This window comes from Microvirga ossetica (genome assembly GCF_002741015.1).
Taxonomy (GTDB): Bacteria; Pseudomonadota; Alphaproteobacteria; order Rhizobiales; family Beijerinckiaceae; genus Microvirga; species Microvirga ossetica.
The window spans coordinates 3,412,776-3,428,070 of record NZ_CP016616.1; the positions used below are offsets into that span (position 1 = coordinate 3,412,776).

Annotated in this window: 15 protein-coding genes; 11 read left to right on the forward strand and 4 right to left on the reverse strand. The window is 62.6% G+C overall.

Going from position 1 to position 15,295, the window contains the following annotated elements; genetic code table 11:
* Positions 1-124 precede the first annotated feature (124 nt).
* Genes BB934_RS16215 through lpdA form a run of 4 tightly spaced genes read left to right on the forward strand, consistent with a single transcriptional unit; the run spans position 125 to position 5,102 of the window.
* A complete protein-coding gene (locus tag BB934_RS16215) occupies positions 125-1,357 on the forward strand; it encodes a 3-methyl-2-oxobutanoate dehydrogenase (2-methylpropanoyl-transferring) subunit alpha (RefSeq protein ID WP_099510562.1) in 1,233 nt (410 codons plus the stop codon).
* A 3-nt stretch (positions 1,358-1,360) separates the two neighbouring features.
* Positions 1,361-2,374 (forward strand): alpha-ketoacid dehydrogenase subunit beta, encoded by a 1,014-nt coding sequence (locus BB934_RS16220; RefSeq protein WP_099510563.1) that lies wholly within the window; start codon positions 1,361-1,363, stop codon positions 2,372-2,374.
* Between the two features lies 1 nt (position 2,375).
* Positions 2,376-3,701 carry a dihydrolipoamide acetyltransferase family protein gene (locus tag BB934_RS16225; protein WP_099510564.1) on the forward strand — a complete coding sequence of 442 codons (1,326 nt, stop codon included), beginning with the start codon at positions 2,376-2,378 and terminating at the stop codon, positions 3,699-3,701.
* 3 nt (positions 3,702-3,704) lie between these two features.
* On the forward strand, positions 3,705-5,102 hold the full coding sequence (lpdA, locus tag BB934_RS16230) for a dihydrolipoyl dehydrogenase (protein WP_099510565.1): 1,398 nt from the start codon (positions 3,705-3,707) through the stop codon (positions 5,100-5,102).
* Positions 5,103-5,122: 20 nt separating this feature from the next.
* Here lpdA and BB934_RS16235 read toward each other — a convergent pair whose 3' ends face one another.
* On the reverse strand, positions 5,123-7,057 hold the full coding sequence (locus tag BB934_RS16235) for a S8 family serine peptidase (RefSeq protein WP_099510566.1): 1,935 nt from the start codon (positions 7,055-7,057) through the stop codon (positions 5,123-5,125).
* A 367-nt stretch (positions 7,058-7,424) separates the two neighbouring features.
* On the opposite strand from BB934_RS16235, the gene BB934_RS16240 reads away from it, so the two are divergent.
* The 7 genes from BB934_RS16240 (at position 7,425) to BB934_RS16270 (ending at position 12,183) form a co-directional block, all read left to right on the forward strand.
* Positions 7,425-7,832 carry a DUF1236 domain-containing protein gene (locus tag BB934_RS16240; RefSeq protein WP_099510567.1) on the forward strand — a complete coding sequence of 136 codons (408 nt, stop codon included), beginning with the start codon at positions 7,425-7,427 and terminating at the stop codon, positions 7,830-7,832.
* 178 nt (positions 7,833-8,010) lie between these two features.
* Complete coding sequence (locus BB934_RS16245) at positions 8,011-8,502, forward strand: RNA polymerase sigma factor (RefSeq protein ID WP_099510568.1); 492 nt, start codon at positions 8,011-8,013, stop codon at positions 8,500-8,502.
* Positions 8,503-8,525: 23 nt separating this feature from the next.
* Positions 8,526-9,272 carry an anti-sigma factor gene (locus tag BB934_RS16250; RefSeq protein WP_099510569.1) on the forward strand — a complete coding sequence of 249 codons (747 nt, stop codon included), beginning with the start codon at positions 8,526-8,528 and terminating at the stop codon, positions 9,270-9,272.
* A 121-nt stretch (positions 9,273-9,393) separates the two neighbouring features.
* A complete protein-coding gene (locus tag BB934_RS16255) occupies positions 9,394-9,729 on the forward strand; it encodes a DUF1236 domain-containing protein (RefSeq protein ID WP_157934202.1) in 336 nt (111 codons plus the stop codon).
* 91 nt (positions 9,730-9,820) lie between these two features.
* Positions 9,821-10,483 carry a LuxR C-terminal-related transcriptional regulator gene (locus BB934_RS16260; protein ID WP_157934203.1) on the forward strand — a complete coding sequence of 221 codons (663 nt, stop codon included), beginning with the start codon at positions 9,821-9,823 and terminating at the stop codon, positions 10,481-10,483.
* Between the two features lie 154 nt (positions 10,484-10,637).
* Complete coding sequence (locus BB934_RS16265; RefSeq protein WP_173909460.1) at positions 10,638-11,357, forward strand: ribonuclease activity regulator RraA; 720 nt, start codon at positions 10,638-10,640, stop codon at positions 11,355-11,357.
* A gap of 40 nt (positions 11,358-11,397) precedes the next feature.
* Positions 11,398-12,183 (forward strand): HpcH/HpaI aldolase family protein, encoded by a 786-nt coding sequence (locus BB934_RS16270; protein WP_099510572.1) that lies wholly within the window; start codon positions 11,398-11,400, stop codon positions 12,181-12,183.
* 14 nt (positions 12,184-12,197) lie between these two features.
* Here the strand turns inward: BB934_RS16270 and BB934_RS16275 are convergent, their stop codons facing one another.
* The 3 genes from BB934_RS16275 to BB934_RS16285 form a co-directional block, all read right to left on the reverse strand.
* Entirely contained in the window at positions 12,198-12,863 is a 666-nt protein-coding gene (locus BB934_RS16275; protein WP_099510573.1) for a LuxR C-terminal-related transcriptional regulator, read from the reverse strand.
* Positions 12,864-13,078: 215 nt separating this feature from the next.
* Positions 13,079-13,732, reverse strand: coding sequence for a response regulator (locus BB934_RS16280; RefSeq protein WP_099510574.1), 654 nt, complete (start codon positions 13,730-13,732; stop codon positions 13,079-13,081).
* Positions 13,722-15,140 (reverse strand): sensor histidine kinase, encoded by a 1,419-nt coding sequence (locus tag BB934_RS16285; protein WP_157934204.1) that lies wholly within the window; start codon positions 15,138-15,140, stop codon positions 13,722-13,724. Before BB934_RS16285 ends, BB934_RS16280 begins: the two co-directional genes overlap by 11 nt.
* Positions 15,141-15,295: the final 155 nt, after the last annotated feature.

Genomic DNA, 15,295 nt, shown 5'->3' on the forward strand with positions numbered 1-15,295 from the left:
CCCTGCCGGGTCTCGATTGCACGGCGCATGAAGGCGCAGAAAGATTGCTTGCGGATAAGAACGGCCGAGCCTATGGCCGGATGGTGTTTCGTTCCTAGTTCTTAGGGCAGGAGTGCGAAAGACCATGACCACTGACGGAAAGCTGACCCTTCATGTGCCGGAACCGGCCGTTCGGCCGGGAGGAACGCCCGATTTCTCGAATGTGAAGATTCCGAAGGCCGGCGCCGTGCCCAGGCCGGAGATCGACGTCGATCCGGAAACCGTGCGCGATCTCGCCTTCTCCATCATCCGGGTCCTCAACCGCAACGGGGAGGCGGTCGGCCCATGGGCCGGGCTGTTGAGCGACGAGGAACTGATCGCGGGTATGCGCCACATGATGACGCTGCGCACCTTCGATGCCAGGATGCTGATCGCCCAGCGCCAGGGCAAGACGTCCTTCTACATGCAGCATCTGGGCGAGGAGGCCGTCAGCTGCGCCTTCCGCATGGCCCTGTCGCCGGGGGACATGAATTTTCCGACCTATCGGCAGGCGGGCCTGCTGATCGCAGGCGGATACCCGATGGTCGACATGATGTGCCAGATCTATTCCAATTCCCGCGATCCGCTGAAGGGCCGCCAGCTGCCGGTCATGTATTCCTCGAAGGAGCACGGCTTCTTCACGATCTCCGGCAATCTCGCGACGCAATATGTGCAGGCCGTCGGCTGGGCCATGGCCTCGGCGATCTGCAACGACACCAAGATCGCAGCCGCCTGGATCGGCGACGGCTCGACGGCGGAATCGGACTTTCACGCCGCTCTCGTCTTCGCCTCGACCTACAAGGCGCCGGTCATTCTCAACATCGTCAACAACCAATGGGCGATCTCCACCTTCCAGGGCATCGCCCGGGGCGGGGCAGGGACGTTTGCTGCCCGTGGGCTCGGCTTCGGCATTCCCTCGCTTCGGGTCGACGGCAACGATTATCTTGCTGTCTATGCGGTTGCGAAATGGGCAGCGGAGCGCGCCCGGCGCAATCTCGGCCCGACGCTGATCGAATACGTCACCTATCGGGTCGGTGCGCATTCCACGTCCGACGATCCATCGGCCTATCGTCCGAAGACGGAATCCGACGCCTGGCCGCTCGGCGATCCGATCATGCGGCTGAAGAATCATCTGATCCTGCGCGGAGCCTGGTCGGACGAGCGGCACAAGCAGGCCGAGGCTGAAATCCTCGACACGGTGATCGCCGCTCAGAAGGAGGCGGAGAGCTACGGCACGCTTCACGCGGGCGCCAAGCCGTCTGCGCGCGAAATGTTCGACGGCGTCTATGCCGAGATGCCGCCGCATCTGCGGCGGCAGCGTCAGCAGGCGGGGGTCTGATCCATGGCGCGCATGACGATGATCGAGGCCATCCGCGACGCGATGGACGTGATGATGGCACGCGACGCGAAGGTCGTGGTCTTCGGCGAGGATGTCGGCTATTTCGGCGGCGTCTTCCGCTGCACGGCGGGCCTTCAGCAGAAATACGGCAGAACCCGCTGCTTCGACGCGCCGATCAACGAGGCCGGCATTGTCGGAACCGCCATCGGCATGGCGACCTACGGTCTGCGACCCTGCGTCGAGATCCAGTTCGCCGATTACATGTATCCCGCCTACGACCAGATCGTGTCCGAGGCGGCCCGGCTTCGATACCGGTCGAACGGGGAATTCACCTGTCCGATGGTGGTGCGCATGCCCACCGGCGGCGGCATCTTCGGCGGGCAGACGCACAGCCAGAGCCCGGAAGCGCTTTTCACCCACGTGTCGGGGCTGAAAACGGTGGTTCCTTCCAATCCTTACGACGCCAAGGGGCTACTGATCGCCGCAATCGAGGATCCGGATCCGGTGATCTTCCTGGAACCCAAGCGGCTCTACAACGGCCCCTTCGACGGTCATCACGACCGTCCGATCACCCCTTGGTCCAAGCATGAGCTGAGCGAAGTGCCGAGCGGGCATTTCAGCCTGCCGCTCGGCAAGGCCTCGATCGTGCGCGAGGGATCGGCCGTGACCGTGCTGGCCTACGGAACGATGGTCTATGTCGCGCAGGCGGCGGTCGCCGAGACCGGCGTCGATGCAGAGATCATCGACCTGCGCACCCTGCTGCCGCTCGACATGGAGACGATTGCCTCATCGGTCCGCAAGACCGGGCGCTGCGTCGTCGTTCACGAGGCGACGCTCACATCCGGCTTCGGCGCCGAACTGTCTGCCCTCGTCCAGGAAGCCTGCTTCTTCCATCTGGAAGCGCCGGTCGTCCGCGTGACGGGCTGGGACACGCCTTATCCTCATGCCCAGGAATGGGACTACTTCCCGGGGCCGGCCCGCGTCGGACGCGCTCTGGTTGAGACGATGGAGACCTGACATGGGCGAGCACATGATCAAGATGCCCGATGTCGGTGAAGGCATTGCCGAGGCGGAACTCGTCGAATGGCATGTGAAGGTCGGCGACCTCGTCCGGGAAGACGCGATCCTGGCAGCCGTCATGACCGACAAGGCGACCGTCGAAATTCCCTCGCCCGTCGACGGGGAGGTCGTGTGGCTCGGCGCGGAAATCGGTGACGTGGTGGCGATCGGCTCGCCCCTGATCCGCCTGAAAGTGGAGGGAGAGGACAGCATCGCTCCCGACGGGCGGGACGAGAAGGCGGCCGAGCCCCCCGCCCGGCCTAAGGACATCGAGGCTCAGGCGGATGGTGCTGTGAAGACCTCGGAAGCCATCGTCGAGCGGCAGGGAAAAAGCGCTCCGCCGTCGCGTCCGCCCGAGGTGCCGCAGAGCCCTCCCGTCAGACTGCACCGGCCGCCGGTTGCGCGCGCAGAAGGTGAGAGACCGATCGCCTCGCCAGCCGTCCGGCTGAGAGCGCGCGAGGCTGGAGTCGATCTGCGGCAGGTTCCGGGCTCCGGTCCTTCGGGGCGGATCACCCATGAGGACTTGGACGCTTTCTTCACCCACGGGCGGCAGGTCGCCAAGGCGCCGGGCCTCGCTCAGAACACGTCCGTGGAGCACGTCAAGGTTATCGGGCTGCGCCGCAAGATCGCGGAGAAGATGGCGCTGGCGAAATCGCGCATCCCGCACATCACCTATGTCGAGGAGGTCGACGTCACCGCGCTCGAGGACCTGCGTGCCGCGCTCAATGCGAACAGGCGGTCCGACCGGCCGAAGCTGACGCTGCTGCCGTTCCTCATGCGCGCCATGGTGAAGGCTATCGCGGAGCAGCCGCACCTGAATTCCATCTACGATGATGACGCCGGAATCGTGCATCAGCACGGCGGCGTGCATATCGGCATTGCGACGCAGACAGGGTCGGGCCTCATGGTGCCCGTGGTGAAGCATGCGGAGGCACGCGATCTCTGGGATTGCGCCGCCGAGCTGAACCGACTTGCGGAAGCTGCCAAAGCCGGATTGGCCTCCCGTGAGGAGCTGAGCGGATCGACAATCACCATCACCTCGCTCGGTGCCATGGGCGGCATCGTGACGACGCCGGTGATCAATTATCCTGAGGTCGCCATCGTCGGCGTCAACAAGATGATGATCCGGCCGGTCTGGGATGGATCGACCTTCGTTCCGCGCAAGATGATGAACCTGTCCTCCAGCTTCGATCACCGGATCATCGACGGCTGGGATGCGGCGGTCTTCGTGCAGCGCATCAAGACGCTCCTTGAGACACCTGCCATGATCTTCGTAGAGGCCTGACCGATGAAGGACATTTCCTGCAAGCTCCTCGTCATCGGCGCCGGTCCCGGAGGCTATGTCTGTGCCATCCGTGCCGGGCAGCTCGGCATCGATACGGTGATCGTCGAGATGGCCAAGCCCGGCGGCACCTGCCTCAATATCGGCTGCATCCCCTCCAAGGCGCTCATTCATGCGGCGGAGGAATTCGACAGGATCGCTCACCTCGCCAATGGGCGAAATGCGCTCGGGATCACAACGACAGCGCCCGAAATCGATCTCTCCCAGACAATCGCCTGGAAGGACGGCATCGTCGGCCGTCTCACCGGCGGCGTGTCGAGCCTGCTCAAGCGCGCGAAGGTCAAGGTGGTGCAAGGCCGGGCACGTTTCCGCGACGGGAAAACGGTCGAGGTGGAGACGGAAACCGGCCGCCAGGTCATCTGGGCCGAGAACGTGGTGATCGCGACCGGCTCGGCACCGGTCGAGCTGCCGTTCCTGCCGTTCGGGGGTCCCGTCATTTCCTCAACGGAGGCGCTGTCGCTGGCCGCCGTGCCTGACCGCCTCGTCGTCGTCGGAGGCGGTTATATCGGCCTCGAGCTCGGGACCGCCTTCGCCAAGATGGGCGCGAAGGTCAGCGTCGTCGAGGCTCAAGAGCGTATCCTGCCGCAATACGATGCTGAACTGACCCGGCCCGTCGCCAAGAGATTGAAAGCCCTCGGTATCGACGTGATAACCGGCGCCAAGGCGCGCGGCCTGGCGAAGGCGGGCGGTGCATTGTCAGTCGAGGCGGAGGATGGTTCGGAAACTTCCCTGCCGGCCGACAAGGTCCTCGTCACGGTCGGCCGCAGGCCGGTCACGCAGGACTGGGGACTGGAAGAGCTGGTGCTCGATATGGAAGGACCTTTCATTCGTATCGATGAGAAATGCCAGACGTCCATGCGCGGAATCTATGCCATCGGCGACGTGACCGGCGAGCCAATGCTGGCGCACCGCGCCATGGCCCAGGGTGAGATGGTGGCCGAGATCGTCGCGGGCCACAAACGGGCTTGGGACAAGCGGGCCATTCCCGCCGTTTGCTTCACCGATCCCGAGATCGTCGCCGTCGGCGCATCACCAGATGACGCGAAAAAGGCCGGTGGCGAGGTCAAGCTGGGCCTCTTTCCATTCGCCGCGAACGGCCGGGCGATGACCAAGCAGGGCGAGGATGGCTTCGTCCGCGTGGTCGCCCGGGCGGACAATCATCTGGTACTTGGCATCCAGGCCGTGGGGCAGGGCGTCTCGGAACTCGCGGCGGCGTTCGGGCTGGCGCTCGAAATGGGGGCGCGTCTCGAAGACATCGCCGGGACCATCCACGCGCATCCTACGGAAGGCGAGGCGTTTCAGGAGGCCGCGCTCAAGGCGCTGGGGCAGGAACTCCACATCTGACCGGTGCAAGCGGCGGCGGGTCAGGGAACTCCGAAGCCCGTTTCCGTTGCCGATCGCGCTACCGGCGTCTCGTCCTGGTGGGGCTGACACAGGTTCGCTGCCTGAAGGAGGCCGAACCCAAAGGTTCTGTCGCGTCCCGGTTTGCCGAGGTCCAGGGTCTTGCCCTCGAGCGTCGTCTGAACGCTTGCCACATCCGGCAGGGCATCGGAGGCGCGCAGGATAGCGGCGGCAGCGGAAATGAAGGGCACCGCATAGGAGGTGCCGCTTTTCGCGGTGCCGCCCCCGCCCGGTGCAGCAACCCACAGGTTCACGCCCGGCGCAGCGAGGTCGATATACTCGCCCTGCGTTGCCCGGCTATAGATGGCGAGGTTGTGGTCGACGGCCGTCACGGCAATGACGCCAGGATAGGCTGCCGGATAGGATGGCGCAGCGCCCGGGCCGTTGTTGCCGGCAGCGGCCACGATCAGCATTCCCTTTTCCTGGGCCGAAGCGATCGCGCGTTTCAGCACCTCGTTCGGAGGACCGGACAGGCTCAGGTTAACGATCCGCACACTGCGCTCGGCCAGGGCTTCCAGGGCCACGACAAGTGTCGTCACATCGGTACGATCCGCCGTTCCGCCATCGCGATAGAAGGCATCGACAGCGACGAGATTGGCCTGCGGAAGGAGACCGGGAGCGTTGCTGTCGCTTCGACCGACAAGAAGTGCTGCAACAGCGGTGCCGTGATCGCGCTGCGATGGGGCACCGCGGCTCTGCGGCATCGGCAGGACATCAATGGATTGGCCTTGCAGCGCCTCATGGTCCCGGTCGATCCCCGTGTCGATAAGGCCGATGGTCGGAACGGGCCCGCATTGCCGAGACGGAGACATGTTCCAGCCGACGAGGGACACCGCCTCGCATCCGGGTCCGGTGCAGGCCTGGCCTTCGTCCGTGTAGTAGAAATGATCGAAATCCGTGACAGCTCCAGCGTCGGTCACACGCACCTGGCGCCTTGCTTCACCAAGCGACATGCCGCGGGGAGGAACGAGTCGGGCCACGCTGACAAGGGTTCCCCGCGTTTGCAGCTCAGCCTGGAAGCCCTGAGCCTTGAGACGATTCAGACCCAGCGGCGAAAGACCGACAGCAACGATCGAGTCCTTCGCCCGGGCAGGCTTCGGCAGGGGCGAACCGGCCGGTGCGTTGGCCACCGATCCTCGTGGCAGGGATGCGGAGCTCGCGTCACGGACCATCATGCCTGACCGATCGACATTCCTGGCTTTCGTTCGATCCTCTTTGATCTCGCGGCGGACTGACGCCTGACTGGAGCTGGGCCTGGCCGGAGCGGGCTTGGCCTTTGCCGGTTTGTGGGTGGTGGCCCGCTTATACACGAGCGGCTCAGGGGGAGGGGCGCGCAGGCTTGCGGCGATGGCTCCGAAGAGCGCCGACAATCCGCCTGTTAAGGGCGATTGTGACGAGCGTGCGGTTCCCTGAGAGTTGGATGCTTTCTGGCCAGAGGACTGCCCGCCGGCAGATGAGCCCTTCTGTTCCGACGATGGCCCTTGTCCGTTCGATTGTCCGGCATTCGAGCTATTGCCTTGACCGCTGTTGCCGTTGGCGTTGCCATTTCCCTTGCTGCCGCCGTTGCCGTTATTGGCGCCATTCCCGTTGCCGCCCGGGTTGCTCTTGCTTTCCCCGTTGCCATTGCCGTTCCCGTTGCCCTTTGAACCTCCCGCGTTGCCATTCCCGTTGGCGTTACCATTGTCTCCGGATTTCCCGGAATTTCCACTATTGCCGGAGTTGCCGTTGCCATTCCCGTTGCCGCCATTCCCGTTGCCGTTGTTGCCCTCCTTGGCCGTGGCGGGGGAATCCGTGAGCGCAATGCTGAGGTTCTGGTCGACATCGATCTGAACCCTGACGGGACAGGCGAGCGCGAGACAGGAAACCGCAATCAGGAGGGGCCGTCGTCTCGCCGTCATCGTGGTGCTCGTCTTTCGCCGGTCGCTCGCCGGCCCTGCAATGAGATTTGGCAGCCGAGGACCGGAAATGCTTCGGTAAAATACAATCATTGAGAGGCGGGTTTGTTCGATAAGCGCTCGGAAAGCCCAGGCAAGAAACGCGCTCTCAATGATGGGGCTTGTCGCAGGGCAGTGCACCCTGTTGCAAAGCAGCAATTTGTGAACGTGAAGATGAACGTTCGATAAGATGAATATTCATCTGCCGTTCATGTCGCAGTCGGCTGTCATTGCCCCGTTTTTATATCGCGACTTGCTTTGAAACTACTCGGGTGATTGCGCGTTGTTTGCTGCGGGGCGACAAGCCCACAGTTCATTCAGGAGTAAGCTTATGTCGAAGAAGATCCTTCTTGCCGGTGTTGTCATTGCTGCGCTTGCGCCTGCTGCTGCCTTCGCTCAGTCCGGTGGTGCCGCCGCTGGTGCTGCCACAGGCGCAGTGGGAGGTGCCATCGTCGGTGGTCCGGTCGGGGCCGCCGTCGGCGGCGTGACGGGCGCGATCGTGGGCGGCATTGCCGACCAGCAGCAGCCGGAATTCCGCCAGTACGTCACCACCCAGAAGGTGCCGTCTTACACCTATCGTGAAGAGGTGCGGGTGGGCGCGACCCTTCCTGAGGCCGGCGTGACCTATCACGAGGTTCCCGCCCAATACAAGGTGAAGGGCTATCGCTATACGGTGGTTAACGACACCCCCGTTCTGGTCGAGCCGGGCAGCCGCAAGATCGTGCAGATCATCCGCTAACGATTAAAGATCCCGGGTTGAGTTTATGGGCGGCCTCCAGGCCGCCCATATCTTTTTGGGCCATCGGAAGGCGCAGCGGAAGCTGCGCCCATAAAGGCTTCACAAAGCAATTCTCTCGAGCATGGAATAAAACGGCCGGCTTTTCCGTTATGCTACCAACAGGCCATGCGGAGAAGGAATGCCGACAGCCATAGGACAGGAACTGGTGGCACTTCTGCCGCGGCTGAGGCGATTTGCATTGGTGCTCTGCCGCTCTCAACACCTTGCCGACGATCTTGTTCAGGGGGCGTGCGAGCGCGCGCTTGCCAATGCGGACCGTTGGATGCCGGGCACCCGGTTCGACGCCTGGATGTTCCGTATCCTCCGCAACCACTGGATCGACCACCTCAGACGAGCGAGAGCCGAAGGCATGGCGGAAGATGTCACGACCCAGACGCAACTGATCGGCGACCCCGGCGAAGGGCCGATCCTCAGCAGGCTGGTCCTGTTGGAGGTCCAGCGTGCCATCGACGGCCTGCCTCAGGATCAGCGGGAGGTTCTAGCCCTCGTCTGCGGTGAAGACCTCACCTATCGGGAAGCGGCAGAGATTCTGAACGTTCCCATCGGCACAGTGATGAGCCGCCTTGCGCGCGCCCGCAGGCGGCTGATGGAACTGACGGCGGCGGCCTAGTGCCTGAGCATGGAGCGGTGATCATGTCAGAGCTGTATCTCAGCGATGAGATCCTGATGGCTTTCGCAGATGGTGAATTGGACGAACCCATCGCGGCGGCCGTTGCAAAGGCGATGGCGGAAGATCCAGGCACCGCGAGGCGGATCGTCGATTTCCAGAAAAGCCGGCGACTCATGCGCTCGGCTTTTTCCGAAGCGCTGATGTCGGAAGTGCCACCGGCCTTGCAGGCCGCCGTATCGGCCCAGATCGAGGCCTATGAGGCGAAGGAGCGGCGAGCCGCACAAGAGGTTCCCCGGCGGGTTCGCAGCCGCGGGCTCCCGTTCCTGCCCATGGCCCTGGCGGCCTCCGTCGCCGTTGTCGCAACCGGTATCGGCTATTGGGCGGGCGGGCAAGGCAGCCAGAGAACCGACAATCTCATGGCGCGGCTCGAGGATCCTACCACTCATCGCGAACTGAGCCGAATGGCATCCGGGGACGAAGTGGACCTGCCATTCGGCCAACTGCGCGTGATCTCGTCCTATCGTCTCGGGAATGGCGCCCTGTGCCGCGAATTCAGGCTCACTCTTGCCTCCCAAGCAGCCGAAGCCGTCGCCTGCCGCCGGAATGGATGGAACGTGACCTTCGCATTGGTAGGCGACGCTGCCGCTGATGCCGGATATGTGCCTAGCGGGGGTGAGGATCCGATGGAAGCCTATCTGCAGGCGGTCGGTGCAGGCACGCCGCTCGTTGACGAAGCGGAGGCCAAAGCATTGGCCGAAGCGGCCCGCTAGGGTCCGAGAAAAGACGGACTTTCCGGTCCCTTACAATTTTGAGAATTTTTCTAAGGTAGCGGGAATAAACCGACCTATCGTTCCGTTCTCTATTCAACTTGGCGAGTGATAGAGGATGAGAATGAGAGCCGCATGTCATCTGGCTTTTGCCGTATTCTCTCTCGGCGCCGTCGCGATGCCCACCACGGCGCCAAACGCGACCAACACAGCGACATCTCTGGCCGACATACCCGATGCCGTTCGAAATATCGCTGCCGACTTCTCCGCGAGGCTGAACCACAGAGAGGTCTCATCCGAAGCCCGCGTCGGCAGAGGTCTGTCGGTTGGAGAAAGCCTGCCTGAAACGGTCGAACTGCATCGGATTCCGAACCATGAGACTTACCGCTATGCCGTCGTAGCCGACCATCGCTTCGTCGTCGACGCGATGTCCCGCAAAGTCGTCTACGTCATTCGATAAGGGCCGCCCGCTCAGCCGGTCGAGACCGGATCTCCACTGGAGGAAGTGAGAGGAACTCATGTCATTGCACAGCTTGAACAGAACCTGGCCGATGTCCGACGATGAGGGAGTGGCCCCGGTCGTCGTGTTCCCGATCTGCACAAGTCCGCTGCTTCGCCTGGGGCTGGAGAAGATCCTTGCGGATGTCGGCTTTGCCGTCCATCGCGAGATGATCGACGATCATACAGGCCTGCCAGAGGTTCCCGCTGGAGCGCCCGTCCTTTTCATCATCGACGGCAACAGCTTTGCCGAGGGAGTGGTCGATCTGATCAGGAAGGCGAAGGCGCACATTCCCAAGGCGAAAATCGTTCTGCTCGCTGACCATTTCGATTCCGCCCTCGTCTCCGTCGCTTGGAAGGCGGGAGCAGACGGCTTCTGTCTATCCACGTATCCACACGATGTCCTCGTCACGTCGTTCGAACTGGTGATGCTGGGCGAAGCCATTCTTCCTTCGGACATCGTTCTTACGATCGCGACCGGGCGGGAGGAAATGCTGGATTTGCAAAGAGGGAAATTGTCCAACAGGGAAGCGGAAATCCTCGGCTTCCTGAAAGAAGGAGCGCCCAACAAGGTCATTGCGCGCAACCTCAATCTCTCCGAGGCCACCGTCAAGGTCCATATCAAGGCCATACTGAAGAAGGCAGGCGTCCGCAACCGCACGCAGGCGGCGCTCTGGGCACGGAGATATGCAGCGGTGAATCTGGAAGCATCCTGATCCAGGCGGTCAGGCTTCCTGTCCTCGGACCCCGGTCCAGAGGGAGCGATACCTCGTCCGCATTTCGCCGGACCCGGGGCCGACAATCTGGACAGCGCCGCCATCATATGGTGATCCTCCCTTGAGCCGGGCATGCCGGGACAGGGAGAGAACGATGACCACGCTGAAGCCAGAAACCCGCGAGAAGCTCAAGAGCGTCAGCACCGCGACGCTCTGCACGGCGCTCTACAAGCGCGGTCTGCGCAATCAGTTCATTCAGGATGTGCGCCCGCTCAATCCCGATCTCAGCACCATGGTGGGCGAGGCATTCACCCTTCGCTACATTCCCGCCCGCGAGGATCTCAATCCGATCACCGTGTTCCAGGACCGTGCCCATCCGCAGCGCAAGGCCGTCGAGGAATGCCCTCCGGGTGCGGTCATGGTGATCGACAGCCGCAAGGATGCCCGAGCCGCTTCCGCTGGCGGCATCCTGGTCTCCCGCTTGATGAAGCGGGGCGTCGCAGGCGTGGTGACCGATGGCGGCTTCCGCGACTCGCTCGAGATCTCGCGGCTCGCGATCCCGGCCTATCACAGCCGCCCCTCCGCCCCGACGAACCTGACGCATCACCAAGCCCTCGACATCAACGTGCCGATCGGATGCGGCGACGTGCCGGTCTGGCCCGGCGACGTTGTCGTCGGCGATGGCGACGGCGTGGTCGTGATTCCGGCTCACCTGGCGGACGAGATTGCGAGCGAGGCAGTGGAGATGACCGCTTTCGAAGATTTCGTGCAGGAAGAGGTGCTGAAGGGCCGCTCGATCCTAGGCCTCTATCCGCCGACTGACGAGCAGACCCACACCGACTTTGCGGCGTGGCGCAAGGCCAAGGGCCGATAGGTGATTGGAAGCGCGTGCGGGATACATTTAAGGAGGCGAGATGAGGCCTAACAAGATCAAGGCGCAATGGGCATCCGGCAAGCCGGTGCTGAACGGTTGGCTGTCGATCGCGAATGCGTTCACGGCCGAAATCCTGGCGGAACAGGGCTACGACTCGATCACGATCGATCTGCAGCACGGCGTCATCGGGTATCAGGCAGCGGTCGGCATGCTGCAGGCCATGCGCTCGAGCGACATCACGCCGCTCATACGCGTGCCCTGGCTCGATCCTGCCGCGATCATGCGGGCGCTCGACGCGGGCGCCTATGGGGTGATCTGCCCGATGATCAACAACGGCGCCGAGGCGGCGGAGCTTGTGTCCTACGTGCGCTATCCGCCGGAAGGAACCCGGAGCCTCGGGCCGACCCGCGCCAATTTCTCAGCCGGTCCCAATTATGCGACTGAAGCCGACAGCGAGATTCTCTGCTTTGCGATGATCGAGACGGCGGAGGCTTTTCGCAATCTCGACGACATCGTTTCGACGCCGGGCCTGGATGGGGTCTATATCGGCCCGGCCGATTTGACCCTTGGGCTGACCGGAAAGCGCTACCCCGTCGGCTTCGACCGGGAAGAGCCGGAGATGCTCGAGGCGATCCATACGATCCTCGCGAGGGCGCATCAGGCCGGGATCCGCGCCGCGCTCCATTGCGGCAGTCCCGCGTACGCGGCGAAGGCGGTCGGCTGGGGCTTCGATCTGGTCACGCTTCCCAACGATGTCCGGCTTCTTGCCAGCGCCGCGAGCGCCAGCGTTGCCGACGCTCGCAGGCTTATCGCTGCTCAAGGATAAGGGAGGACGGCCTTTCAGGAGGCCAGAAGACTGTTCGGCATGTGATTGGAGACGAAGAGCGCGGCTTCGACCCGATTGCGAACCCGCAGCTTCTGGAGAATGTTGGTGAGATGATGCTTGATCGTCTTCTCGCTGAGCTCCAGTTTGTTGCCGATCTCCTTGTTGGAGCGCCCCTGAGCGAGAATCGATAGGATCTGCTGCTCGCGGGGCGTGAGATGCGGGAGCCGGGTTTCGCCGGTCACCTCACGGGCCGCCACGGGAGAAGACCGCATAAGGAGCTTCGCCCCGAGGCTCGGCGCGATGTAGCTCTGGCCCTGGCTCAGCACCCGTACGGTCTGAACCAGCTCGCTTGCGTTCGTGCCTTTCAGCAAATAGCCGCGCACGCCGCGCTTCAGGGCAGCATAGACCTGCTCCTCGTCGGCGGTTTCGGCAACGATCAGGATTCCAATCGTCGGATGCTGCTGAAGGATCGATTCCACGGCGCCCATGCTTTCATCGAGGGTACCCGCATCGAGCACGATCACGTCCAGTTGGCTTTCTTGCGCGATCTCCAGCGCGTCCCAGACGGAGATGCCTTGCGCGAGGACATCGATATCCAGTTGGGCGTTCAGTGCCAGGACAACCCCGTCGCGATAGAGCGGGTGTTTGTCCACAACACCGACACGAATTTCACCTGTCATGGAGCCCCCCAGATCCAATCACGTCCCGCCGCAAGGGCGCTGAATTGTCTTTGGCTCTATCGCTTTCCCATCAAGCTCTAGCGCCTTGGTAAGAATACTGAAGTTGCTTTACGTTAGGCAATGTCTCCAAGGTGAGGGAAACCTGTCTTAAGAGCCTCTTGAGTGTTATCACGGAAGGAGTAGGGGACTAGCCCGATTGAGGAGGGGGACGCAGATCAGCGTTTCTCCGAGACGCGCTCGGCGGCGAGCATGGCTGCCTCGACGCGATTGCGTACATGGAGCTTCTCCATGATGGCGGTCACGTAGCCCTTGACCGTTTTCTCGGACAGCCTCAACTCGTCGCCGATCTGCCGATTGCTGCGACCGCGGAGAATCAGCATCAGGATCTGCTCTTCCCTTAAGGACAACTCAGGAAACCGGCGCGACGGGTCGGAAGGATTGGCCTCTTCACGTCTCGACACAATGAGTTTCGCCGCGAAGCTCGGCGATACATAGTTCTGCCCCTTGTTGACGAGGCGGACGGCATTCACGAGTTCCGAACTGCTGGTGCCCTTCAGGAGGTAGCCCCGCGCACCCTTCCTCAAGGCGCTGCGAACTTCGTCCTCGTCGTCGACCACCGTCAGCATCAGGGTCTTCGTCGAGGGGTATTTGAGCGCGATCTTGGAAACTGCTTTGATCCCGCTGCCCGGCATGTTCATGTCCAGCAAAAGGACGTCCGGCGCGTGGTCGTGGGCGATCTGGATGGCGTCGGCGGCTGTCTCGCCCTGGGCGACGACTTCGATGTCGGGTTCCGATTCCAGCGCGAACACCACCCCGTCCCGGTAGAGGGAATGATCGTCGACGACGCCGATCCGGATCTTAGGCGGCATCCTGTCCTCCGAGAGGCAGCGAGGCCTTGATCCGGGTTCCGACGTCCGGCGCGCTCCTGATGCTCAATTCCCCGCCGATGCTTTCGATGCGGTCGCGAAGACCGGACAATCCCAGGCGCGGCTCATCGTGCTTCGAGCCGGTATCGCAGATGCCCGGGCCCTTGTCGGCCACCTCCACCGTGATGGCTGCACCGTCCCACTCGATATTGACCTCATGCTCGCGACCGCCGGCATGCTTGAAGGCGTTGTTCAAACTTTCCTGAATGTGGCGGCACAGGGCGATCTTGACGAACTGGGGCGCCTGGTCGGGCAGGGGAGTCCGGATGTTGCAGACGATCGCAGCATTCGTCCTGCGCTCGTGCTGTCGGATCATGAACATCAACGCTTCCGGAAGCGTCATCTTTTGGATCTCCGGTAGGAGAAGGCCTTTGCAGATGTTGCGGGTGTCGTTCAACGCATCCGACATCGCCTTTTGGATCTTCTGAAGGTTTTCATGGTCGCCTTGCGCGCCTTTGACGCGGTCGATCCGCAAGAGCGCGAGGCTGATCAACTGCGCAACGCCGTCGTGCAGATCGTAGCCCATCCGGCGCAGGAGGCGTTCGTTGTCTTCCGTTGCATTGCGGGCGGCACGTTCGATCCGCCTTTGCAGGACACTGTTCTGATGCAGCAGCTCTGAGAGCTGCGCCACGCGCCTTTTCAAGGCTTCGCGCTGTCGATCGATCGTTTTGCTTCCATTGGCGACGATGGCGAAGAGGCAGCCCATCATGTTGAGAGTGATGAGAGCCGTCGTCAGCCAGGTTTTCCATTCGGCCGCCGCCAGTTCCGCATTCAACGCATCCGCACGTTCATGAAACTCCACCACGGCGATGACATTGCCGCTGTTGAAGTCGCGGATCGGGGCGAGAACCCGGAGCAGCGGGCGGCCGGTCGCATGCAAACCGGCGTCGATGTCGTCGTAGGATTCGTCGAACTTCGCGGAAATGATCCCTTCCCAGGCCATCCTCAGCGGAGTATTCGGTGCGGGCTTCTCTCCAATCAGGTCCCGCTGATTGCTGTAGACGATCAGCCCGTCCTTGTTCCAGACCTTGACCGAGGCGACGAGAGCCTGGAGATCAGGCCGCCCGAGAGCATGCTGTAAAGCGTCGATAGTCTGGTCCGAGAGAGCGTCGTCCGGCGCGATCTCCTGCAGGTGCGGCGCGAGGACGGTGTTGACATAAAGTGCGGTCGAGGCGGCTTTGATCTCGGCCACGCTCTTCTCGATCTGCCATGAGACGAGGGTTCCTAAGGCCAGCATGCCGATCACCATGACGGCAAAGGCTACCAGGAGGAACCGGCTGGCGAGGCTTCTCCTCTTCCTCGGCAGCGCTTCTGGAGACGAACCAAGCGTTACGTCATACGAAGCATACACAGTCACTATCCCCCCGGCCGCCGATCCGTGGCTCTCGTGGGAGGCCGGGATCTGGAGGCATTCTAAGGTAATTCTCCTGTTTCAAACAGGTAAAGCCTATACCAAGGAGGTAGCGCTTCCGAGGCGGTCAGGCTCGATGTGCGAAAATCCGCATC